We start from the raw sequence: 20,698 nt of genomic DNA, 5'->3' as shown, positions 1-20,698 counted from the left end.
ATGCCGGTGTCGACCGCCACCGTCCTGCCGGCCAACGCTGCAACGATCCGGTCGCGTGCCTCCCGGGTCTCCGCATCCGGCACTGCCCATGGCGGCTGCTCGCTCACCACCACACCCCGGGCGGCGACTTCGGTCAGTAGCGGCCCCTGGTCTGAGGTCGCCGCGTGGGCGATGCCGGCAGGGATCACCGCCACCGCGGTCTCCTCGATCACCAATGAAGCGCGGATTGCCAGGGTGTCGATGCCGGGTGCGGCACTGCTGATAATCACGTAGCCGCGGTCGGCCAACAGGGATGCCGCATCCAGCACCTCGTGCACCCCCGCCGCGGTGGGCTGCCGAGTCCCCGTCACCGCCACCGCCGGCCGCGACAACACCCCCGCGTCCCCCCGCACCCATACCACCATCGGCATTGCAGGTCCCAGATCATCCAGTTGTGATGGCCACCCAGGGCGTCCCGGAATCAGCACCGTCAGCTCCTCCCGTACCGTCGCCTCCAGCACCCTCCGCACGACAACGGGGCTGAACCGTCCGCGGAGGGCGGCGCGGATCGGACGCAACCGGAACCCCTTCCACTCCACCATCCGGCTGGACACCACAACCTCCAACGCGGCTGCCGCCCCGTGTGCTGCAATCAGCGCCCCCATCGCCGGATCCCCAGGCTTTGCAATGCACGCCCACGCGACTCGGGCAACCATCTCCGCATCCCACACCATCCCCGCGTCTGAAAGTCGGGTGTTTCTGACACTGTTGTCGACCTCGTAACTCATCTCTGTGCTCCTCTCTCCGATCGACCGTTGTTGTTTGCCTTCCGGCGAGAGATTCGAGAGCGAGCGAGAGCGGCGAAGCATCCCGAAGGGAGTGCTTTAAGCCGCAACGGAGCGAGGATTTAAATAACGACCGCAGGGATGCGCAGCCGCGAAGCGAGCTACGATCGGCCGCCGGAAGACAAACAGCACTACAAGTGCAGGCCGCGCAGCGGCACCACTCAGCGTCCTAAACCCCGCTTAGCAATCACTGCGGTCGGGTCACACAGCGGCACTGGCAAATGAGCGGTCCGCGCACTGGCATTGGCAATGGGCACCTGATCAGCGCGGGGCGGCTGAGCTCCGGGGTGCCTTTCGAGCGGCCCGAGGATGGCACATCTGCGGATCTTCCGTGCCCGCCAGTCCGCTATTTAATCCTCGCTGCGCTGCGGCATAAACCGCTCCCGGGCGGGCACTGCGATCCTTCGACGTGCATTCGGCAGAGGGCCGAAAGGCATTCCAGATCAGAGAGGACAACGACTATGACCACCAGCTACGGACCCCAGCCCGGCGACACGCTCCGCTACCTCACCACCCTCCCCGGGATCGGCACCACCCTCGTCCCCGCCACCATCCAACACGTCAGCCCCAGCCAGAACGACGATTACCCCTACCGCGGCGTTCTTCACTGGACATACCAACGCCGCACCCACACCCACACCGGCAGCACCGCCATCGACCTCAACGCCGACGGGCACGACCCCGACGGCACCACCACCAACTACCTCCCCACCCCACCAGCCGACAACGGTGACGCACAGCTGACAGCGGTCGGCGACTACCTCGTGCCCACCGACCCCATGGACGAGCTCGGCTGCGACAGCTGCCAATAACCCCGCACCCAGGAAGAAAGGAACACGATCATGACCAGCACCGGCAGCAGCACCCTCATCGCTGCCATCGAAGCCACCTGGACCACCATCCAACAGCACCACCCCGACGTCCCCCATGTCATCGTGACCCTCGGTGCCGGAACCCGCCGCGACGGACTCAAACTCGGCCACTTCGCCACCAACCGGTGGACTACCGGACACGACCGTATCCACGAACTCTTCATCGGCGGCGAAGGACTCACGAAGCCGTGGCTCGTGCAGCGCGCGGGCGATGAACTCCGCGATGTCGTTTCGACTCACCGAACCGTACTCTGAAGTCTGCGCAGCAGGAATTCGACCTACCCCTGGGTCATCGGTCAGGCGTCCCGGGCGAACAATCAGCCAATTCAACTTCGATCCGATCACGACAATCTCGGATCGTTTTTCACTTTGACGTGGTACTCGAAAATGTCCGAAGTATCCTTCCCGCGTTCAGCCCCAGGGAACACTGACGCCAGAACCAACGTTGAGACGCCCGCGATTAATGCGGCGGAAACGGTCTTTGCTAGTCCGGCACCATCGACCAAGTCCTCCGATAGCGCTCTTCGCCGCGAGACCGAACGTCGTGAACGCTCACCACAATGGCCGCCCATTTGAAGTCACGACGAGCCGACTCAACGCCGGCAGGCCCTTGAACTAGCGTTCCAATCCATGAGGAGCTGACACGCATTGCGCTCCTCGCGTGCATCAGCTTGACCGCGGTGTCGTTCAGTGGACACGTAGCCCGGACACCTTGGAAGTGATTGACGTCACGGCTACGGCCCAGTACGACTGAGGAAGCGGGGCTTACTCATTCCGTACGCGGAACATACCCGAAGGAATAACCATGACGGGAACCACCGGTACTCCGGGCGTCGTTGATGGCTACACCAGGCGTGAGCCGGTGCAGTCGCGTGCTTATGCCACGCTGGGAAAGATTGAGGACGCTATTCGTGCGGTGCTGTGTGATCCCGATATTGGCCGGGATCGGTTCTCTACTGGCCAAGTAGCCGAACTGGCCGGCGTTTCGATAGGAACCGTGTATCGGTATTTCCCCGATCGCAGAGCAATGCTGGAACATATTTGGCCTGAGCGGGCAGACACCTACCTGACGCTTGACGGCTAGACCGTCTCGGTTGTTCGGAGATTGGGAAGCATCCGGCCAGTGCCCAGCGAAACCACGGATGTGCTTAGGAAGCGGATGTAGCGAATCGTTAGAGTTTGCTGGCACATTTGGCCTCGTGGGGTCTCGCGCGGGCCAACAAGCGGGACTAACTCGTTCGGTCGTTGTCATATTCTGGTACTCATCATCACGACAAGTGCCCACGACTCGGCGGCTCTTGAGGCGGTGCAAGGCGGCTTGCTCTGGCAAATGGGTGCTTTGCGCCCCAGATATTGGGGCAGGCTGCGGTCCTTCATATGGGGGACATAGCCTGCTAAATTATGGGGACCGGCGCGTATGCCCCGCCCGCGCCGGCTCGTTTCGACCGGCACTCGTTGACGTGTCGAAGAGCATCGCAGGAGACAACCCGAAGAAGTCTGTTGTGAACGCACGACGTCCGACGTTGCTTCGGCAGCGTCGGACCTCGTCAACGTCTTTCGTGTTTCGGCAGATCTTTGCTCGAGTCGGTCCCGAGGCCGCAGATGTCCGAGGCAAGGGTCAGACGGGCAATGTTCCGGACAGCAATGTTCGACGTAGGTCGCGCTGCAAACATCGCGTCGAGACAGAGCGGGCCTATCAGGCGGCTGAAGGTGTCGGCGTCGATTTTCAGGACGGTGGCTGATAGCTCCTGTCTCCAGAGGTCGAGAAGGACGCGGCGTGTAGCACCGGTTTCGTCGGGTGCCAGAAATGCTGCACGTCCGAGCGGTGTTGCTAACCAGTCGCGGATATGGAGCAGTCCTTGCTCCATGCGACCTTCAACTGTTGCGTCAGTTACGGCGGTATTCATTGGCAGGTAGAAGTGAAGGAACGCTGCTTCCCACAGTTTTGCCAGGGTGCCCCAGTGCCCATATAAAGTTCTGCGGGAAACCTCGCATTGTGCGGCGATGGTTGTTTAGTTGATGGCGGCGACGTCGGTGGTCACGAGGAGGTCGCTGGCGCCTTGAAACACATGTGCATTGGTGCGAAATACGCGAGGGTCGGCCATGAGCTGAGGTTAGTCCCCAACTGACGAATTGATCACAGCGCTGCTCAGACCCCAGTAGTAAACGGAGCGGGAGAGCAGCCCGACCTATGGCCCCGCCTTAGGCCGGGCCTCGCGTGAGGGACACTTAGGTCCCTCTCGTGCGGGCGGCCGGGACCCGAACCTGGCCGCATACCGCGACGATACTCTGCAGCGATCGGTTTCACGGCCCCCAACCGGGGGCAATGTGAGTAGAAATATTCGCGATGTATAGGAAATAGTTAGTCCGATCCCATCCCCGTCCTGACATTTGAGCACGAGGGGGTCAATTGTTTCCCAGCTCGGGTGGTCTTCGGGATCATCGGGCCACGTTCTATCGACGCTCAGGGCGGCTGGAACACTGATTGATCGTTCCGAAGCAGCGCACCCGTCGACGTCACTGGTACCATGCCCACCTGCCCGTTTCGATGACTTCCGTCGGACTTTTGTGCGTCCCGGAATGGCGACGTCGACAAGCCCAGCTTTGGTCGCCGGATCGCTAGACGATGAGCCCTTGGTTGATGACGCCGTCAGCGATGTCGTGGAGTCGGGCCCGGTTGGTGCGGGCGTGGTTGCGTAGGCGGGAGAACGCTGCGTCGACGGACAGCCCGTGGCGTTGGGCGAGTATGCCTTTGGCTTGTTCGATCAGGATTCTGGTGCCCAAGGCACGTTGGAGCTGATCGTTTGTGGCGGCGTGGTCACGATTTGTTCGCTGTTGAACGAGGCTGATGGTTGCTACGTGCGCGAGCGCAACGGCTAGGGCGGCGTCGTAGTCGCTAAAGAGTCCGGGTTGTTCTGAGAATAGGTTCATTGCTCCGAACGTCTGTCCTCGTAGGCGCAGCGGTGATGCGTGCGCCGCACGAAATCCGCGGGATTCTGCGATGGTGACGAAATGGGGCCACCGCCAGCCCTCGCGTGCGAGATCAGAAACTTCGACGGGTTCGCCGCTGTGGTAACACTCCAGGCACGGACCCTCATCGGATCCCAGTTGTGCCTCTTCAACGTCGGTAGTGCGCTCATTGGATGATGCGACCACATGCAGCACTCCTGTTGCATCCGCCAGGAGGATGCCCGCGTCGTTGGCCGAGGTGAATCGCGTGCTGGCCTGGACGAGGGTGTCCATGGTGTCAACGACGTCTTGTCCGTCCCGGAGAGAATCTGCGAGAAGTGCCAACACCGTTGCGAGTTCGACGTCATGTTCCGAGGTAGACATTCATGGATGCTACGGCGGTAGGGGAGCAAATATCAGCACTGGCTGAACGCACGCATTCACGCTAATGAACATGACGGGGCGAGCGGTGATGGCGGTTGTGCCGACCGGCGGAGCATGCCGGGTTCGTTGTACGCGCAGTGCTGCGGTAATACAAGTGGCTGCTACTTGCGGAATGTGACGATTAGGGTTTCTCGCATGATGCACCTCACGTTCTCTGACAAGAGTCTGATCGTTGGCGACGACGCGGCGAAGTTAGTAGTGGAGTATGCGGCTGCGCTCGCCCGTGCGCACAGCGCCGACACCGTCACATTGCGAGCCTACGGCGCTGACGGCGGGAATGTAGAGGCGACGTTGTTGCTGGATGAGGGTGCACCTGTGATGATCGAGACCGCAAACTCCGACCTTCCGGAGCCCGAGAACGGTGCCCTTGTCGAGCACATCCGGGCCCGTTTAGGGCAGCTGGGTGCCACAGTCCAAGCCATGCCGTTAGACCAGGCAGACGACACCGCTATGGCCGACTTCGAACATGATTTCGGCCCCGGGGAAACCGCCACAAACTGATTTGCGCCCACCCACGGGACCCGCGGCCCTCACAATTCGACGGGCTGGACTTGTTTTTAAGAGCGGAAGTATGAGCTTCGGCCGATCCACTGCCGTAATTCAACCGCGTGACGTCAGTCATCGGTGGCTGCAGTGCACGTGGGCTGTGTGGCTGGAAGGCGGCGACGTTGTTAAGGCTTGTCCAATGCCGGGTCCGCGGGTTCCGGGATGGGCCGCAGTCCGCCGGGGCTATTGACCAGCTGCACCATCTGCTCCACCCAGGCTTTGTTCAGGCGCGGCTCGCGGCTGCCCGCGAAGTCGAACTGAAGGGGGATGGCGGGGTTGATCCAGATGGAGCTGTGACCGCTGCCAGCAGCAGCCGCGTACTCCCAGGAAAACATAAAACTCTCGCCGCGACGCACTTTGGACAGGATGACCACTTTGAGGTGTGTCAGTAGTCGATCATCGAAATCGACGGTTATCGACGGAGTGCCGTAAATAAATTTGCCCACGCTACTGCCCTAACCCATTGTCTATTTCGCTCATCATCTGATCAAAGTCATTTGCGGTGCGGCCCGCATCGCCGTTGGATTCGACCAAGCCGTTGATGCCGATCTGGGGGAAGACGGGTAATGGAAAGCGTCTGGCCTCTTCTTCTTCGCCGATTCCGTCAACGTCGAAGACGTCGAACTGACTGGCTGGACCGAGGAGCAACGTGTGCTCGGACGTTTGGCCATCTTCTTCCAACACAGGTAAGTTAACCGTGACGCTGGTCTCGGCGTCAGCGACCGTCGTGGTGTACTCCAGCAAAGCTGCCGTAATCGCGTCACCCGTCACAATTGACCAGCTGCTAAATGTGATGCGCTTCATAGCAAAACGATACCCGGTGCCGGTGACCTCCGCGGCTGCATCGATGGCGATGCGAATCAATCACCGTGGACCCGACCATGCATGCGTGCCCATCGCGTGGAATTGAGTTGATTCAGCTGCTGTGCGGTGGTGAACCAGCTACGAGAGTTGCTTGTATTCCGTTTTGTTGCCGCCTTGGGCTTTTGCGTCATACATGGCCTTGTCGGCCAGACGTACGAGCGACTCGATGGACGATGGAAGCTTTCGAAAGTCGAGGGCGACTCCGATACTCGCGGTGACGCGGTAGTTGGTGGGCAGTTCAGAGAAGGGCTCAGCGATTGCAGCTCGCGCGCGTTCGGCAACGGCCATTGCCTCTTCGGGATTAGTGGCGTCGATGATGGCGACGAACTCGTCGCCGCCGTAGCGGGCCACGGAGTCGGTGCGTCGGAATATGCCGCGCAATCGCTCGGCAACGAGAGCGAGCACGTGATCGCCGGTTGCGTGCCCGAGGCTATCGTTAACTGTTTTGAAACCATCGAGGTCGAGAAACATAACGGCGGTGGTTCGACTTAGTTCTACGAGTTGTTGCTCGAAAAGGCGGCGGTTGGGGAGGCCGGTGATGTCATCAAGCATGGCGCTGCGAAGTATTGTTTCCTCGAGTCTGAGGCGCCTAAATACTTGCGCAGATTGCTGAGTGAGGGCGCGGATCAGAGGCTCTGCTTGTTCATCGAAGGTGCGTCGGTGGGAAAAGTAGCAGGCCACGGTGCCAATGGGGGTGTCGTGGTCAGTGATGGGGGCCACGATGATGGAATGGACATCGCTGGATTCCATCACCGCGGCGATCCCCACATGCGGGAGATAAACCTCGGCGTCTCGCGGATCCGTGATCGTCAGGATCTTTCCGAGTTGCATCGTACGGGCACCGGCCACCGGGGCCTGCGCGGGCCAGTGCGCTGCCAGGGGATTGCTCCCTCCGTAGAGCACAAAGCTTCCACCGTCGATGACGTGAACACTGGCGAAGTCGGCTCGAAACGAACGCCGAGCGGTATCCGCCAATAGCTCGCCCAATTCCCGGGCGTTGGAGGCGTTGCCGAAGTTGACGGAGGCGGCCAGGAGCAACTGCAGGCGTTCACTTTCTCGAAGCGAGGCCAAATGGGCGCGTTCAAAATCACCGCCGGATCCTTGATGACGACTTGCATCAACTATCGCGACTACAGCGTTACCGTTGTCGAGCTTGTTGGAGGCTGCGATGAATGAGCGGGCGTTGATAGCTGTGGGCTGCAGGATTACCGTGGGAATGAGTTCGGTGGTGCCATCGGATGATAGAACGAGGGACGCTGCGAGCTCAGCCCCGGCAGTACCCAGTACTTCCTCCAGTGAGCTGCCGATAATAGTTGGCTGCGTGGGTGAGAACCACCGGTAGAACACCTCGTTGGCATCGAGAATGATGCCCGCACCGGATACCTCGATCAAACCGCAGGGCGCTAGGTGGGCTATCGGGTCACGCAATTGGCTGCCCCGCAGTTCCCTGGTTGATATGCACAGAAGTAGCATCCCGGTTCCCATGAGAGACGTCAATTTAGGTACAGGGGATGGACGGGCTCTCCGCGGGGTTGCCCGCTCCATAATGGCGAAGTTGGAGTGCACGCCAGCCGAGGTGCGGGTGTCGCGGTTGGGTGTCAGCGGCTCGCGCAGATGCCTTCCGGAGGTCATTATCGCAGTCCTGTTATCCGTTGAACAGTGCGCGGGCGGGTTCGAATCTTCGGGAGACCTGACGCTACCTTCAATAGGTGCGCACAGTATTTGTTGGCTGGTTGGGATTCATCGGGTTAGGGCTTGTCTACATGCTCGTCATTGCATTTGCGGGGAGGTAACTCATGCTGGCAAACCTCAGACAGCACCTGTTGAGCGTGTTCTTCGGGGTGATCTTCTTGGTCGCGCTGGCGGGGCAGTCTATTGCCGGGTTGGCCATGTTCAACGAAGATCAGGTCGCTCACGGCATGAAGGCCGTCTCTTACGGCAGTTTCGTTACGTCGTCCGACTTCGTCGTCGACGTCGCCGAAAATTGGCAGTCGGAATTTTTGCAGTTCTTCTTATTCATCCTGGCCACTGTGTGGTTGGTGCAGAAAGGTTCCCCCGAGTCCAAAAAGCCGGGCGATGAGGGCATCGATAGCGATGAACAACAACTCGTGGGCCAATACGCGAAATCACGATCGCCGCGCTGGGCTAAAGCAACCGGCTGGCGCCAAACGGTGTACTCGAACTCTCTGCTAATCGTGATGGGCACCATCTTCTTGTTCTCCTGGTGGACGCAGTCCGTCGCCGGGGTCACGGTGTACAACCAGGATCAAGCAGAGCACGATCAGCCTTCGGTCACCTGGTTGGCCTACGTAGCGTCGCCGGACTTTTGGAACCGCACTCTCCAAAACTGGCAGTCAGAATTCCTGGCGGTCGGAAGCATGGTCGCTTTTTCCATATTCCTTCGTCAACGCGGCTCGTCGGAGTCCAAACCCGTCGGCACGCCACACGCTGAGACCTCCACGGAAGATGAATAGCGAACATTCGCGGGAAAAGCTGCGCCGACCCTACGAAAGGAAAGCACGTGCCTTCAGGGCCCCAGCCTTCAGAGGATGATGCTCCCGACGGTCGAGATGAGACGGAGAACGAACGTCTGGATCGCAACTGGGTGGAGCTCCTGCAGGAACTGCGGGTGGTCCAAACCGGGACACAAATTCTCACCGGCTTTCTGCTTGCCGCAGTGTTCCAATCCCGGTTTGAGGACCTCGATGCATTCCAGCACACCGTCTACCTAGTGCTGGTCGTTACGTCCATCCTGACCACCGTCTTCGGGTTAGCGCCGGTGAGCTTGCATCGGCTGCTATTTCGAAGACAAGAAAAAGGCACCGTTGTCACCTACACGAACCGGTATGTGCAAATCACCCTTGCCGGAGTTGCCATCACCGTTGCGGGCATCGGAATGCTCATATTCGACTTCGTGTTGGGACGGGCATGGGGCGTTGCGTTGGCAGTATTTTTGCTCATCCTCCTCGTGATCGTGTGGGTGATTATTCCGCGCCGATTGGCGCGTCGACAGATCTAACGTCCGCTGCTAGCAGCGATCAGTCCATGGCATGTGGAACGGGCGTCGTCCGAATGATGCCGGCGTAATATCCGCCCGCGGATGGCGAGGGTCGCGGCTTCATGACGGCGAGCAAGTTTCAGCTACCGGTGATGTACGCGACGGGAAGAACACCTAGATCGCTTGCGGGAGCGCTTTGAACGGAGGACGACACTAACAAGTTCGGTCTCTCCAATACAGACGAGGGCGCGCTTCATGATCTCGCGAATTAGAGAAAGGCGTTCTGAGCCTGAAACGGATCCAGGCCCACAGCACCCTCGTCATCGGCAACTAGCGACACGAAGCGATCACCTAACATCGCCAAATAACGCCAAACTCCGCAACTCAGGCGTTCGTGCACAGCTCGCCAATCGTCCGTCGATGGAACGTCGGCAGCTGCGTTGGCAGCGCACTTTGGGGGATCAGGTTGTGGTGGTTGCCAAAGTGATGGCATAGCCCAGCCGGGCGTCTTCGATTGATGTTGATGACGCGATCGGTGTCCACCCTAATACCCGTCCGCTGGCGATTGCTGCGGCGATATCGGCTGGATGGGATGCCAGTAGTGCTACGACAATGTTTTCAGCCAGCAATGGCGTGGGATCATTTCCTCGACCCAGCATTGGCACATCTGTGGTTTCCAACTGATGATGTTCGTTGGTGAAGATGAGGCGTACGAACCAGGCCGGGTTTAAGAGATCGTGGTTGTCAGAGATGCCCTGGTGTGCCCAGGCATTGGCCCGACCGAGAGCGGGACGTGCTGCAGGTCTTGGTGTCTCGGTTATGTCTACACCCATGATTCGCATAAGCCATTCTCTACGATAGACATCTCCGAAGCGAGCGCGGTAGAAATCATTCGGCCGCGGGTGCGGCTCGCCTCCCGTGCTGTGGTGACGAACTCAGGGCCGTTACTGGCTGCTGGCGTGTCGTCGGATGGGGGAGTAGTGTCGCGCCTCATGGACGGGGTCAAAGTCCCAGAATGTTTGCAGTGTTCGACACCGTTGGAGGTGGTGGGCACAAGTGCGCACCCGTATTGGTGGTGCCCCTATTGCCGGGTTGCTCGACTGAATCACGCAGCCGCGAACGGGCGAGTCTCGGGGGCAACGCTGGACGCGCGTAGCGAGCCCACTTGATGAAAATGAGCGACAAACAGGTCGGGGAGGGGCTGTTGGCGTCGGAGGAGTAGCGGCGAAGTTGATGCTAAGAGCGGTCCGGACCCCGTGGGGGTAAACGTGGCGAGGGGTTCATTGAGAGAGGGCTCAAATTAATGTCGGTTTATTCGTCATCGGCAGGACAATTGTGAAGGTGGTCCCTTTATTTTCGGTGCTGCTGATGTGGATCGTGCCGTGGTGTGCTTCGACCAGCCGGCGCGCCAGGGATAGACCGATGCCGATTCCTTGGGTGGCGTCGCGTTTGGTGCGGTCTGCGCGCCAAAACATGTCGAAGGCTTGAGAGATCTCGTCAGGGCTCATCCCTATCCCATTGTCTTTTACCTCGATGATGAGGTCGCTATCGGTGCTCGTGCCGGTTATGGCAACCTGGCCAGCGGGGGCGTATTTGATTGCGTTGCTGAGAAGATTTTCGAGGACTTGCTCGATTCTTTCGGCGTCGAAGCTGCCCCATAACGGTCTCGGGGTGTTCGTACTGATTGTGGTGTTGGCGGTTTTGGCTCGAAGAGTGTGCGCCCCGATGACGCGGTCAATTACGGTTGCGAGGTCGTGACGTTGGATGTTGAGTTGGCGGCGTTGGTCAGCGGTATCGAGGAGTTCTTCGATGCGGGCTTGGAGCCTGTGTGCGTTCCGTGTGCTCGCCGCGAGGCTGCTGATGATGAGAGGGTCTGCATCTTCCAGCTCATCGGTCAGTACTTCGAGGTAGCCAACGATGGAAGTCAGCGGTGTCCTCAGTTCATGGGAGACGGTTGTGATGAATTCGTCTTTGACGCGCAGTGAGCGAGCAAGATCGGTGACGTCGTAGGCGGCAATCAAGGTGCCCCAGGGTGTGCCATCAGCGTGAGCGACCTCAGCCGAGAACGCGGCTATCGCAATTTGCTGACCGGGAGGACCGATCCATTCCACTTCGTGATTTTCCAGATCACCTCTCAGCGCCCGGGGAATGATTTGCTCATCGAACGGGATCGGATCAGATCTGTTTGACCGCCGTACCTCGGGGCCGGCGAATGGTTCCTTATCGATTTGGAAGCCAGCGACGGTACCCGCTTGGATCGCTTGTGGGTTGGCCATAATCAAACGGTGGTTGGTGTCGTAAAACGCTATTGCGACATCCACGGTGTCGAACAGCGTGCGTGTAAGGGCTTCGCTGTCCCTGACCCGTCGCAGCGATCGCTCGAGCTGCCTGTTTGCTTCCCGGGTGCGTCGCTCGCTGCCTGCTAGTTGTCTTGCTGCCTCACTTACCGCGACGGCGAGACCAATCACGACTACGGGCAGTGTTAGTACAGACACCACTGCGTGTGGTGTCGTTGCCCACGCGTCGGAAACTATCGAGGGAAGCAAAGTGATGAAAAAAGCGCCCATGATTGCCAGCGCGATTGTCCAGCGCCGGAAGGAATACGCGAGCCACAGAACGGGGAACACTGTCAAGATCCCCACCGACGGCAGGTCATTGAAATAAGCCAGCCTCAAATAAGCAACACCGACCACATCGATAACCGCTAACGGGATGAGCGACCAAGTAGGCCATTTCTCCCAGGGCAACGCTGCAAATAGAACACTCGAGATCACGATCAACGCGACCCCGACAACAGCTGGAGTTGATACCACCACGTCGGGCAAAGCCCACGCGCCCTCGATGCTGACAAAGAAGGTTCCGGTCAGCAGCGGTAATTGAGCGCGGGCAAACGCCCGCCAACGCGCCCGCGGCGACTTACTGAGCTCAAACAACGTCATGCGCTTATCGTGTCAGAGCCCGCGGGACACCCGCCAGCACGTGGACTCGCAGACGGATAGCAACTGTATCAATTGCCAGGGCACACGAAATTTCTTGCCGTACGCGCTGGAACCCTGTCGCGGTTGTCAATGACGTTGCGTGCGGCGCTTGCCAGGGATTGCAATCTCTGGTGTCCATGGGCACGGTGCCCCTCGGTGCGCTTGGTTGTGTGTGGCGGGGTTGTTGGTGGTGTGGGTTAGCAGTTTTTGTAGAGGTATCCGTGGGTCCCGCGGGGGACGACGTTTCGGTCGCGGTAGATGACGGAGATGGTTTGGCCTTGTGCGGCGCGCGCGGCGGGGGAGCGAGCATACCCGGCGAAGATGAGCACTTACGAATGCTCGAGAGGTTGAGTTGCGGGTGGCTACATCCTTTAGTGCGGGTGGCTGCGCCGGCAGGTGGTCTCAACCGCCGCCACGGGTTTCCTGGCCCTGTCACCGGTTCCAGATAAGCCCCACAAAGGTGCTCTTGACGTGTCGACAAACGGCTCCCGGTGGTGGCAGGGCGGTGTCACCACCGGGAAGTTCTTAGATGGGCTCACGGCTGGCGTCGGCGTCGAGCGGTCTCGACCACCACCAGGGCGCCAGCGAGCAGGAGGAACAACCCGAAGGCAAGCCAGCCATGTACATCAACACCGGTCGAGGCAAGTGTGTCAGCGACCGAGAGATACGTGAACGTCAACGCATCCGATGCTTGGCCATTCGTGCTGACCACCACGGCAACTCGGCCGGCGGTGTGGGCGGGGGTGGTGAAGGTGAGGGTGGTGGGGCTGGTGACGGTGACGTTATTGGCGGGGATGGTGGTGCCGTCGATGGTGACGGTGGTGGCGCCGGGGATGAAGCCGGTTCCGGTGATGGTGACGGTTGTTCCGCCGGTGGTGGGTCCGGTGGGGGGTGTGAGTCCGGTGATCGTGGGCGCATCTGCGGCGGCGGGGCGAACACATGTCGCAGCACCAGCGGTGATTGTGCCGAGGGGCACTTCGATCGGCAGCCCGGCTACTGTGCCGGTCAAGGTGAGCGTGATCCGCAAGGCGGTAGCAGTTGCCGTGGTAGCTGTGGTGGTTCTGATGTTCGTCAACACGGCGGCGTTCACTTGAGCATCGACGACACCAGCGACAGTTGTTGCTGCCGAGACGTTGACGGCCGGACCGTTGATCGTTGCCGCGACCGTTTGACCAAGTACGTCTAAGTCGACGACCATAGTGTCCGCAACGGGGGTGCCAGTTGCCGGGCACGTGGCTGTTCCAGACAATACCGTTGCTGTAGTGGGCGATCCAAGTATCTCTGCTGCCAGGTCCTCGATGCGCGACGTTCCAAGGTTCTGGTTGGCTCCCGCGGTGGCGGATGCGGTGGCGGTTCCATCGGTAGCAGTTATCCCAACGGCGCCATCCAACGCAGCTGCAACGTCCAGCGCGGCGACGGTAGTCGATGGGGGTGCCACGGCTTGCGCGACGGTGACATCCGCGTCGGCCACCACTGCAAGGGGCGCCCCGGCTTGAGCTGCGAGGGCAACTTGCAAAGCTGTTCCGGAAGCTTGGACCGGAGCCGCCTCAGCGGCCACGCCGCCGGTGACAACTAAGGCCACTGCAACCAGTCCGGCAAGCCCGAATGTACCGATTCGCTGCACACCACGTGAAATCATCAGAAAATCCGCCCCCTTGGGAACCACCGTTGGTTCCATTAACGCAGCTTGTGCTTAAGTTTGGGCTCAGGCAACCCCCCGAATGGGGCTGGTTTTTCGCGGTGAAGGCACACGACCGTTGGGCCAACGACCCGACTGGCCCGGCAGGTGTGGCGCGGGTGTCCGGGCTGGCTGCAACCCGAATGTCGCCACCCCAGGCACCTCGCGGAGCCCCAGTACTCTCTTTTGGTATAGCGCGGTGGTGATGAGTGGTGTCGCTTCACTGTCGCGTTGGGGCCTCACTCCGAGATCGATATGACTATCTTCCCTTGTATGCTGTGATTCTCGAGCGCAGTGTGTGCGTCCGCAGATTGGGCCAGAGGGAAAACTCGGTCAATCACTGGGCGGATTTCTCCGCGTTCGACTTGTTCCGTGAGGCGCTGGAAGTCGTTGCGAGTGGGCTTGCCCAAGAAGAAGCGGATGCGTCGTCGGCCAAATACCGCGCTGCCGGCGATCGCGAGTAAGCCGCGCACCGGCGCCTTCTTGCCGAAGGCGATAGATACCATCCTTCCGCCCGGCGCGAGCAGGCGCCGGAACGCGAGAAGGTCGCTCCCGTTCGTGTCGAAGATCACGTCGAACTTGCCGAGGTCCTCACGCGTTGCCGTTCGGTAATCGCGTGCTACATCTGCACCCAAACCGAGCACGAATTCCAGGCTCGCTGCTGCCGCAAGTGCTGTTACGTGTGCCCCTAATGCTTTAGCAAGCTGAATTGCGACGCTGCCCACGCCACCGGCCGCGCCTCGGATGAGGACTCGCTCGCCGGGGCGAAGGTGGGCTTTTTGCACGAGGCCGGTATAGGCAGTCGTGCCTCCGGCCAGGAGCGTGACGGCTTCCAGTGATGTCAGGTTGTTCGGTGCCGCCGCGATCTGGGTCGAAGGAATGCCGACGAACTCAGCAAGCGAGCCGCCTTGATCGGCAACCGTTCCCCACACACGAGAGCCAACAGACACCCCGCTTAGATCGGCCTCGGGGTGGGCGGCGACAAGCGATCCAACAAAATCGATTCCGATCTGCTTCGGGAAGCGCCGACCGGTCAGAACGCCGAGCCTGCCCGAGCGAAGGAGCAAGTCGGCTCCGTTCACCGAAGCGGCATCCACACGCACGACCACGCCGCCAGCTCGCAGCTCTGGACTAGGAAGAGTGCCCACGTATAACTCATCCGGGGAACCATACCGATCGAACAGAACTGCTCGCATGTTTTCCAAGGTGATTTCCTCGCTGCATCTACGTCGTTAAATGGAGTGGCTTATCCACTTAGGCACGATATCATGTAAATGGATAGGGTTAGTCACTTGGACTCCCCGTCCAACCGGAAGCACCGAAGACGAGAGGCAGATCATGGCAGCCGCAGGAAGTGCACTCCGCGCGGATGCCGCGCGCAACCGCAAGCAGATCCTAGACGCAGCGCGTGTTGCGTTCGCCAGCGACGGCATCGATGTGTCGATGGCCGAGATCGCACGGCGTGCAGGCGTCGGCTTCGCTACAACGCTGCGCCGCTTTCCCACGAAGGGCGACCTGATACGCGAGATCGTTACCGAGCAGCTTTCCGAAATCCACGAGCTCACCGGCGGCCCAAAGTCGACACGAGATCCGTGGGAGGCACTTGTCGCCGCCATTCGCGCTTGTGCCGAACATCAGGCCGGGCATCCCGGACTTGCAGGCGCGATCGCCGATAGCTTGAGCGCAGTGACCGTCGCGGACCCAGAGAACCATATCGGGTCGATGTTCACTTCCATTGCCCAGAAAGCCGCCGATATCGGAGTTCTGCGCCACGACATCGTCCTGGGCGACGTCCTCGCGATTCTTAAGGGAAACGCGGGCGTAATCGCCCATTCGCCCGGAGACGAAGGGGCCGCTTCGGCAAGGTTCGTCGAGCTGACCCTCCGCGGCCTACGCCGCATCTGAGCGTGACGCATGGGTCGTCCGCCGGACCCACATCACAGACACGAACCGCACGCAATTCTTGCCTCGAAAAGCTAAAGCTTTCCGAGACACGAGAACCCCCTCCGAAGCGTCGCGTCGAAGTGGCGGATTTCCGGGACGCAGTTTGTCTTGGAAACTTGTCTCACCGCAAAGTGTCTTTGCTCCGACGCTTCTAGCCATTTCCAAGGCAGAATGGAGCCGTGAGAAATCTTGGGTATACGCGTGTCAGCACGAGAAGCCAGGACGCGAAGTTGCAGGTCGACGCTCTGGTCAAGTCGGGTGTGCAGGAGCGGGACATTTTTGCCGACGTTACGTCGGGCAGCCGAACTGCGATCTCACGCCCCGGAATGAAGAAGCTGCTCGAGTATGCCGAGCCCGGCGACACGGTCGTGGTGTGGCGAGTGGATCGCCTCGGGCGATCCTTGATCGATGTGCTGAACACGGTGAAGCTGCTCCGGGAGCGGAACGTGCAGGTGAAGAGCATTTCGGATGGGATCGACCCGTCGACGACGTCGGGCAGGCTCATGTTGAACATGCTCGCCACCTTGGCCGAGTACGAACGCGAGCTGATCACGGAACGTGTAAACGCCGGGATCACGGCTGCCCGGCAGGGCGGCACCAAGTTCGGCCGGCCTCTGTCAGATCCCGTCGTTGTTGCGGACAAGCTCAAGCTTGTTGCCGAGGCCCGGGCTAAAGGGAGAACCGCGGCGGACGCGGCACAACTAGTCGGGTGGAGCCGCGCGACTCTGTATCGCCACCAGCAGATCTTTGCGGCCCGCGAAAGCACCAGCAGGTAAGTAGGTGAGTGGACGCAATCAAGCAGGTTGCGGCTACGGCAGGGCGAGGGCCAAACCACGACGGTCTTTTATTTCTGGCGGCGTGCAAACAAGCTGCTCTCGACAACGGTGCCCAGTCATCAACGATGCTCCGATGCGACACGAAATTGCCACTCGTCCAGCGCCGGGCCCCCGCATGAATACTGGTTGCTCTGTCGTCGCAAAACCCGTTCCGTGGTGCGCAGCAAAAAGGATCGACTTTATGCGATCGTTTGCTTATGACGACGAAGACAACCGGAACCCGCTTGGGGTACGTGCGTGTGAGTACCGGGAAACAGGATGAGCAGCTGCAGCACGACAAGCTCGATGCCGCCAATGTGATGAAGCGGAACCGGTATGTCGATCACGGGGTGAGCGGGTCGAAGGCGTCTCGTCCGGGGTTGGATGCCCTTCTTGCTGATGTGCAGCCGGGGGACACGATCGTTGTCTACAAGCTCGACCGGTTGGGACGTTCCACCGCTCATGTCGCTGCGCTGATCGAGGAGCTCACGCATCGCGGGATCTTCATTGAGTCGATCGCGGATGGCCTGAATAGCAGCACGTCGACGGGCCGTGCGATGTTGCAGATGTTGGCGATCTTCGCGCAGATGGAGAAGGAGTTCATCTCTGAGCGGACCGTGGCAGGTCTTGCGGCGGCGAAGGCGCAGGGGCGTGTCGGTGGCCGGCCGAAAGTGTTGGATTCGAAGCGGACGAAGCAGGCGCAGACGTTGCGCGATGGGGGAGTGCACCCGATGGATATCGCAAAGACTTTGGGCATCAGTGTGGCGACGGTCTACCGGATGACTAATTCCGGCTAGCGAAGGTCGGTCTCTAGTCATCCCGCGGCGGTGGAGCATGCGGCGGAGGCTCTGGTACTGGATCCCGATATTTGTGGTGGCTTCGGTCGGTGGGCGGCAGGTCCTTTGTGGGCTGGCTCTTCTCGACTATGTGTGCCCGCTGCGGACGGACACTTTTCTGCCGCCCAGGTGAAGCTGTTCAGGGGTGTTCAGTGGGTGACGGGAACCAGCGCGGTCACTGTCTGGTGGGAGCCGGTGAGGGCATCGAGTTGGGCGTGGAGGGAGCGGCCGTTGAGGTTGATGTGGGTGGAGGCGACCACAACAATGACACATTGGTTGTCGAGGCTGGTGACTGCTTTCCACCATCCGACGGGTGCCCAGGCGTTACCGATCGGATGTTGGAACAAGACGGTGTCGTTGTGGGTGAGGCGCACGACACGGTCGTTGATGGTGAGGTGCTGGCCGGGGGAGTGGGTGAGGGTGCCATGGGAGGCCCAACCCAATTCCTGGAGAGTCGTGATGAGTTGGGGGTTGGCTTCGGGTGGGGTGAGCACAATGACGGGCATAACAGTTGAGCCCATCTGCAGCAGTATTTTGGCGTACACGAAACCCCCGAACCAAGAGCTGATTAAATTTCAGCCCATCCGGCAGTATGCATGATCCTGTGCCTCTTTCCATCAACCGGGGTGGCTAGGTAGTGGTGAGAGCGCGGTCACGCCCCAACTATTGGGGCACCGCCCGAGGGGTGTTGACCACCGCCTAGCTTTGGGCAGCCCATTGTGTAGCAGCTAACTTTCCTGTCGCGGTGGGTGGTTGCTGGTCTCTCGTAGGACACGTTCTAGATGCGCTCTGTCTATGATCCAGCGATTCCCAATATTGGATGCGGGAATGGCGCCGGTACGAGCCCACGAGTAAATGGTCTGTTTTGTTTTGCCGAAAATCGTCATCAGGTGGCGGTATGTCAACTCCTCCGGATAATCCTCAAGTATGTTGATCGGCTTGGGGGAAGGGGCCTCTGATCCGTGGCCGGCAGTTTGCACCCAGGAGCGAATCTCGGCCGTAAATGCGATCCAGGAACCACCGATGTAATGCGCGGGGATCACGCCGTTTTTCAGCCGAGTAACCACCGTTTCCCTCCCGATGGCGAGCATCCGCGCGAGATCAGCTGTCGTCAACGTGTGAGGAAAATCGCCCCAGTACTCGTCGTCCTCGTCGTTCATATGTGCTCTCTCTGAGGAAGGGTTTGCATCGGAATTGGTGTGGGGTCCCGCGCGGCTTCTCGAAGTAGCCGATGCGTCGCCTGCAACGTTGATTCAGTATGGCTACTCGGAGAAGGTGGGCGCGACAGCGGTGAGGCTTGCGGAGCGGTCCTTTCCGCGCGGGACTCGATGCACACCGCGCTTCCAGAACGCATTAAGCAAGAAGCGGCATAAAGACGAATTCCGCAGCGAGGACCGTCTCGCATAGGGTCCCGTCACCGGAACCTATATCGGACAGGCAAACGGACACGGTGACATCCCGACATCCCGGGCGTGTCAATCGAGGCGAGGGAGCGGCCAGATGAGGATCGGCTAACGGACGCGTGTGGTCCCTTTGCTACTGTGTTTTCGTGGACTACGAAGGAACCCGTTCAACAGCGCTGCTGTCGAAAATCGATTTTGGGAATACCTGGTTGCGGTGGTGCGATCGCAGTCATGATTGGCTGGCCGAATCTTCCGTCTCTCCTAGCGATGACTCGCTGGCAAGTCAGTGGGGAACAGAACCGATGCACGTGCGGGAGTTCATCGACGCTTACCGGAATGCGGGAGCGCGGGTCACTCAGGTACGCCGCACTCGGTCTTTCGACGTAGACATCACGGCTGGAGATACTCGCGTCAACGTGCTCATTCAGCTTGGCAGAGGCATCAATACCGAGGAATGCTATCTGCGCATCTATCGCGGGGACACTCAGGTGGAAGGTTCAACGTTGCACGGCATCGCACGAACAATTCTGCTGGAGCAGACTGGAGTCGACCACCTGTATCCGCGGCCGAACCTGGTCAGCAGAAGCCACCTGGAAGTCACATCGCGCGAACTTGTCCCCGTAATGCAATATCTCGCAGGACGCTACTAACCAGCTGCGTACATCGGTCGACCGTTGCCTTTAGCACTCGGCTGCTGAGGTGTTCGGTACGGGATCCCTCAGCGGGCACCCAAGAGTGACGAGAGCTGGCTTGAGCCAAACTCAGTCGTCCGAGAACTGGTCACCGGACATCCCCGCGGAGGCCGTCGATCGGGCGCTCGTCCCAGGTTGTAAATGGATCGTTGCCGACCTCGGCCATCAGAGCGGGCCGTGCAGCCGTCGCGGAGTCTTCCGATTCCCAAAGTGCGATACCTATGAGCCGGCCGCTCGCGTCGTCCACGACGCCTGTCCATTCCAGTCCCGGCTGATTCCGGGCGACTTCGCTATATCGCTGCATCGAATTGAGTACCGCCTTCCGGTGCTCGGGCTTTGGGGAATGCACAGAGACGACGGCAAAGGTCATGACAGCAGTCAAACACGCAAGATGCGAGATGGGGTAGGACAATCCAGCTGTACGTGTGCCGATCGGCTATCAGACGGCGAGAAGGCTGGGACACGGGTTCGGACCAAAGCACCTCGCGATGCGCTTTCATCGCTGGCTCAGTCGCACACATATTTCCTCGCTAACCCGTCTTGCCCAGGAGGATCATTGACGCAGTGGCCCATCGACGGGCTACCTGTAAAAAGGAGTCAAGATGAGCGTTGAAATCACTCACGTGCACTACGAGAGCACAGACAAGACCCATCAATCCATCGATGCATACCAATACCACTATGACGGTGAGACCAAGCTTTGGTACCGCTGGAAGACGGACATGGTGTCGTTCTTGGAGACCACCGAGACAGCGCATGTGAAAGGGGTTCAAGTCGGGATTGTGGACGATCCGCCGACACCGAAGTTCCTTCGCACGCACGCGAACGGCTTTTACAACGACAACCTTCTAAGCC

Annotated in this window: 24 protein-coding genes and 1 pseudogene; 11 read left to right on the top strand and 14 right to left on the bottom strand. The window is 60.0% G+C overall.

Translation table 11 applies throughout. The annotated features are described in order from the left end of the window. Positions 1–767: DNA-processing protein DprA (locus HB677_RS17615; RefSeq protein WP_213817044.1), on the bottom strand; the 767-nt coding region annotated here is incomplete at its 3' end. Between the two features lie 518 nt (positions 768–1,285). Between HB677_RS17615 and HB677_RS18650 the strand changes: the two genes are divergently transcribed. Together HB677_RS18650 and HB677_RS18645 are read left to right on the top strand one after the other, a co-directional pair. After that, positions 1,286–1,636, top strand: a complete 351-nt coding sequence (locus HB677_RS18650; protein ID WP_255546718.1) for a hypothetical protein — start codon at positions 1,286–1,288, stop codon at positions 1,634–1,636. Positions 1,637–1,666: 30 nt separating this feature from the next. Next, on the top strand, positions 1,667–1,951 hold the full coding sequence (locus HB677_RS18645; RefSeq protein ID WP_255546717.1) for a hypothetical protein: 285 nt from the start codon (positions 1,667–1,669) through the stop codon (positions 1,949–1,951). Here the strand turns inward: HB677_RS18645 and HB677_RS18975 are convergent. Further along, a pseudogene (locus HB677_RS18975) lies at positions 1,946–2,041 on the bottom strand (NAD-dependent dehydratase); the annotation flags it as partial. The gene HB677_RS18645 and the pseudogene HB677_RS18975 sit on opposite strands and share 6 nt — an antisense overlap. 460 nt (positions 2,042–2,501) lie before the next feature. Here HB677_RS18975 and HB677_RS17605 point away from each other — a divergent pair. After that, on the top strand, positions 2,502–2,780 hold the full coding sequence (locus tag HB677_RS17605; RefSeq protein WP_213817042.1) for a TetR/AcrR family transcriptional regulator: 279 nt from the start codon (positions 2,502–2,504) through the stop codon (positions 2,778–2,780). 463 nt (positions 2,781–3,243) lie between these two features. Here HB677_RS17605 and HB677_RS17600 read toward each other — a convergent pair whose 3' ends face one another. Next, positions 3,244–3,603: a hypothetical protein gene (locus HB677_RS17600; RefSeq protein WP_213817041.1), complete on the bottom strand. Its 360-nt coding sequence runs from the start codon at positions 3,601–3,603 to the stop codon at positions 3,244–3,246. Positions 3,604–4,315: 712 nt separating this feature from the next. Continuing rightward, positions 4,316–5,029, bottom strand: coding sequence for a GAF and ANTAR domain-containing protein (locus HB677_RS17595; RefSeq protein WP_213817040.1), 714 nt, complete (start codon positions 5,027–5,029; stop codon positions 4,316–4,318). A 195-nt stretch (positions 5,030–5,224) separates the two neighbouring features. Here HB677_RS17595 and HB677_RS17590 point away from each other — a divergent pair, with 195 nt between their 5' ends. Further along, positions 5,225–5,590: a hypothetical protein gene (locus tag HB677_RS17590; RefSeq protein WP_213817039.1), complete on the top strand. Its 366-nt coding sequence runs from the start codon at positions 5,225–5,227 to the stop codon at positions 5,588–5,590. Positions 5,591–5,760: 170 nt separating this feature from the next. On the opposite strand, the gene HB677_RS17585 is transcribed toward HB677_RS17590, so the two are convergent. The 3 genes from HB677_RS17585 to HB677_RS17575 form a co-directional block, all read right to left on the bottom strand. Continuing rightward, the gene (locus HB677_RS17585; RefSeq protein WP_213817038.1) at positions 5,761–6,081 is read right to left on the bottom strand and encodes an ATP-dependent DNA ligase; all 321 of its coding nucleotides are present in this window, start codon (positions 6,079–6,081) and stop codon (positions 5,761–5,763) included. A 1-nt stretch (position 6,082) separates the two neighbouring features. Further along, positions 6,083–6,439, bottom strand: coding sequence for a hypothetical protein (locus HB677_RS17580; protein ID WP_213817037.1), 357 nt, complete (start codon positions 6,437–6,439; stop codon positions 6,083–6,085). Positions 6,440–6,577: 138 nt separating this feature from the next. After that, positions 6,578–7,891: a diguanylate cyclase gene (locus HB677_RS17575; protein ID WP_213817036.1), complete on the bottom strand. Its 1,314-nt coding sequence runs from the start codon at positions 7,889–7,891 to the stop codon at positions 6,578–6,580. A gap of 404 nt (positions 7,892–8,295) precedes the next feature. Here HB677_RS17575 and HB677_RS17570 point away from each other — a divergent pair, with 404 nt between their 5' ends. Together HB677_RS17570 and HB677_RS17565 are read left to right on the top strand one after the other, a co-directional pair. Beyond that, positions 8,296–8,973, top strand: coding sequence for a DUF6766 family protein (locus tag HB677_RS17570; protein WP_213817035.1), 678 nt, complete (start codon positions 8,296–8,298; stop codon positions 8,971–8,973). A gap of 47 nt (positions 8,974–9,020) precedes the next feature. Continuing rightward, the gene (locus tag HB677_RS17565; protein WP_213817034.1) at positions 9,021–9,518 is read left to right on the top strand and encodes a DUF6328 family protein; all 498 of its coding nucleotides are present in this window, start codon (positions 9,021–9,023) and stop codon (positions 9,516–9,518) included. Positions 9,519–9,958: 440 nt separating this feature from the next. On the opposite strand, the gene HB677_RS17560 is transcribed toward HB677_RS17565, so the two are convergent. The 4 genes from HB677_RS17560 to HB677_RS17545 form a co-directional block, all read right to left on the bottom strand. Then, positions 9,959–10,339 carry a hypothetical protein gene (locus HB677_RS17560; protein ID WP_213817033.1) on the bottom strand — a complete coding sequence of 127 codons (381 nt, stop codon included), beginning with the start codon at positions 10,337–10,339 and terminating at the stop codon, positions 9,959–9,961. A gap of 453 nt (positions 10,340–10,792) precedes the next feature. Continuing rightward, positions 10,793–12,436, bottom strand: a complete 1,644-nt coding sequence (locus HB677_RS17555; RefSeq protein WP_213817032.1) for a PAS domain-containing sensor histidine kinase — start codon at positions 12,434–12,436, stop codon at positions 10,793–10,795. A 574-nt stretch (positions 12,437–13,010) separates the two neighbouring features. After that, the gene (locus HB677_RS17550) at positions 13,011–14,114 is read right to left on the bottom strand and encodes an IPT/TIG domain-containing protein (protein ID WP_213817031.1); all 1,104 of its coding nucleotides are present in this window, start codon (positions 14,112–14,114) and stop codon (positions 13,011–13,013) included. 278 nt (positions 14,115–14,392) lie between these two features. Beyond that, entirely contained in the window at positions 14,393–15,349 is a 957-nt protein-coding gene (locus tag HB677_RS17545; protein ID WP_255546719.1) for an NAD(P)-dependent alcohol dehydrogenase, read from the bottom strand. A gap of 142 nt (positions 15,350–15,491) precedes the next feature. On the opposite strand from HB677_RS17545, the gene HB677_RS17540 reads away from it, so the two are divergent. The 3 genes from HB677_RS17540 (at position 15,492) to HB677_RS17530 (ending at position 17,709) form a co-directional block, all read left to right on the top strand. After that, a complete protein-coding gene (locus HB677_RS17540; RefSeq protein WP_213817029.1) occupies positions 15,492–16,058 on the top strand; it encodes a TetR/AcrR family transcriptional regulator in 567 nt (188 codons plus the stop codon). A gap of 218 nt (positions 16,059–16,276) precedes the next feature. Beyond that, complete coding sequence (locus HB677_RS17535) at positions 16,277–16,873, top strand: recombinase family protein (RefSeq protein ID WP_213817028.1); 597 nt, start codon at positions 16,277–16,279, stop codon at positions 16,871–16,873. A 257-nt stretch (positions 16,874–17,130) separates the two neighbouring features. After that, positions 17,131–17,709, top strand: coding sequence for a recombinase family protein (locus tag HB677_RS17530; RefSeq protein WP_213817027.1), 579 nt, complete (start codon positions 17,131–17,133; stop codon positions 17,707–17,709). Between the two features lie 188 nt (positions 17,710–17,897). Here HB677_RS17530 and HB677_RS17525 read toward each other — a convergent pair whose 3' ends face one another. Beyond that, positions 17,898–18,269: a hypothetical protein gene (locus HB677_RS17525; protein WP_213817026.1), complete on the bottom strand. Its 372-nt coding sequence runs from the start codon at positions 18,267–18,269 to the stop codon at positions 17,898–17,900. Positions 18,270–18,476: 207 nt separating this feature from the next. Then, positions 18,477–18,908: a helix-turn-helix domain-containing protein gene (locus HB677_RS17520; RefSeq protein WP_213817025.1), complete on the bottom strand. Its 432-nt coding sequence runs from the start codon at positions 18,906–18,908 to the stop codon at positions 18,477–18,479. Positions 18,909–19,297: 389 nt separating this feature from the next. Here HB677_RS17520 and HB677_RS17515 point away from each other — a divergent pair, with 389 nt between their 5' ends. After that, entirely contained in the window at positions 19,298–19,801 is a 504-nt protein-coding gene (locus HB677_RS17515) for a hypothetical protein (protein ID WP_213817024.1), read from the top strand. Between the two features lie 130 nt (positions 19,802–19,931). Here the strand turns inward: HB677_RS17515 and HB677_RS17510 are convergent, their stop codons facing one another. Further along, a complete protein-coding gene (locus HB677_RS17510) occupies positions 19,932–20,213 on the bottom strand; it encodes an antibiotic biosynthesis monooxygenase (protein WP_213817023.1) in 282 nt (93 codons plus the stop codon). Between the two features lie 232 nt (positions 20,214–20,445). On the opposite strand from HB677_RS17510, the gene HB677_RS17505 reads away from it, so the two are divergent. Next, positions 20,446–20,698, top strand: a 253-nt coding sequence (locus HB677_RS17505) for a DUF3892 domain-containing protein (RefSeq protein ID WP_213817022.1), incomplete at its 3' end; no start/stop codon positions are given.

Origin of the sequence: Glaciihabitans sp. dw_435, assembly GCF_018449675.1 — a bacterium.
GTDB lineage: Bacteria > Actinomycetota > Actinomycetes > Actinomycetales > Microbacteriaceae > Glaciihabitans.
Note: the sequence above shows the minus strand (reverse complement) of the source record. Positions and strands in the feature narration are given on the sequence as shown.

What these genes read in the sequence shown, in the direction of transcription:
- HB677_RS18650 (WP_255546718.1), top strand. Translation starts at nt 1,286, where the DNA reads ATGACCACCAGCTACGGACCCCAGCCCGGCGACACGCTCCGCTACCTC.
- HB677_RS18645 (WP_255546717.1), top strand. Translation starts at nt 1,667, where the DNA reads ATGACCAGCACCGGCAGCAGCACCCTCATCGCTGCCATCGAAGCCACC.
- HB677_RS17605 (WP_213817042.1), top strand. Translation starts at nt 2,502, where the DNA reads ATGACGGGAACCACCGGTACTCCGGGCGTCGTTGATGGCTACACCAGG.
- HB677_RS17600 (WP_213817041.1), bottom strand. Translation starts at nt 3,603, where the DNA reads ATGAATACCGCCGTAACTGACGCAACAGTTGAAGGTCGCATGGAGCAA.
- HB677_RS17595 (WP_213817040.1), bottom strand. Translation starts at nt 5,029, where the DNA reads ATGTCTACCTCGGAACATGACGTCGAACTCGCAACGGTGTTGGCACTT.
- HB677_RS17590 (WP_213817039.1), top strand. Translation starts at nt 5,225, where the DNA reads ATGATGCACCTCACGTTCTCTGACAAGAGTCTGATCGTTGGCGACGAC.
- HB677_RS17580 (WP_213817037.1), bottom strand. Translation starts at nt 6,439, where the DNA reads ATGAAGCGCATCACATTTAGCAGCTGGTCAATTGTGACGGGTGACGCG.
- HB677_RS17570 (WP_213817035.1), top strand. Translation starts at nt 8,296, where the DNA reads ATGCTGGCAAACCTCAGACAGCACCTGTTGAGCGTGTTCTTCGGGGTG.
- HB677_RS17560 (WP_213817033.1), bottom strand. Translation starts at nt 10,339, where the DNA reads ATGCGAATCATGGGTGTAGACATAACCGAGACACCAAGACCTGCAGCA.
- HB677_RS17555 (WP_213817032.1), bottom strand. Translation starts at nt 12,436, where the DNA reads ATGACGTTGTTTGAGCTCAGTAAGTCGCCGCGGGCGCGTTGGCGGGCG.
- HB677_RS17550 (WP_213817031.1), bottom strand. Translation starts at nt 14,114, where the DNA reads ATGATTTCACGTGGTGTGCAGCGAATCGGTACATTCGGGCTTGCCGGA.
- HB677_RS17545 (WP_255546719.1), bottom strand. Translation starts at nt 15,349, where the DNA reads ATGCGAGCAGTTCTGTTCGATCGGTATGGTTCCCCGGATGAGTTATAC.
- HB677_RS17540 (WP_213817029.1), top strand. Translation starts at nt 15,492, where the DNA reads ATGGCAGCCGCAGGAAGTGCACTCCGCGCGGATGCCGCGCGCAACCGC.
- HB677_RS17530 (WP_213817027.1), top strand. Translation starts at nt 17,131, where the DNA reads ATGACGACGAAGACAACCGGAACCCGCTTGGGGTACGTGCGTGTGAGT.
- HB677_RS17525 (WP_213817026.1), bottom strand. Translation starts at nt 18,269, where the DNA reads ATGGGCTCAACTGTTATGCCCGTCATTGTGCTCACCCCACCCGAAGCC.
- HB677_RS17520 (WP_213817025.1), bottom strand. Translation starts at nt 18,908, where the DNA reads ATGAACGACGAGGACGACGAGTACTGGGGCGATTTTCCTCACACGTTG.
- HB677_RS17510 (WP_213817023.1), bottom strand. Translation starts at nt 20,213, where the DNA reads ATGACCTTTGCCGTCGTCTCTGTGCATTCCCCAAAGCCCGAGCACCGG.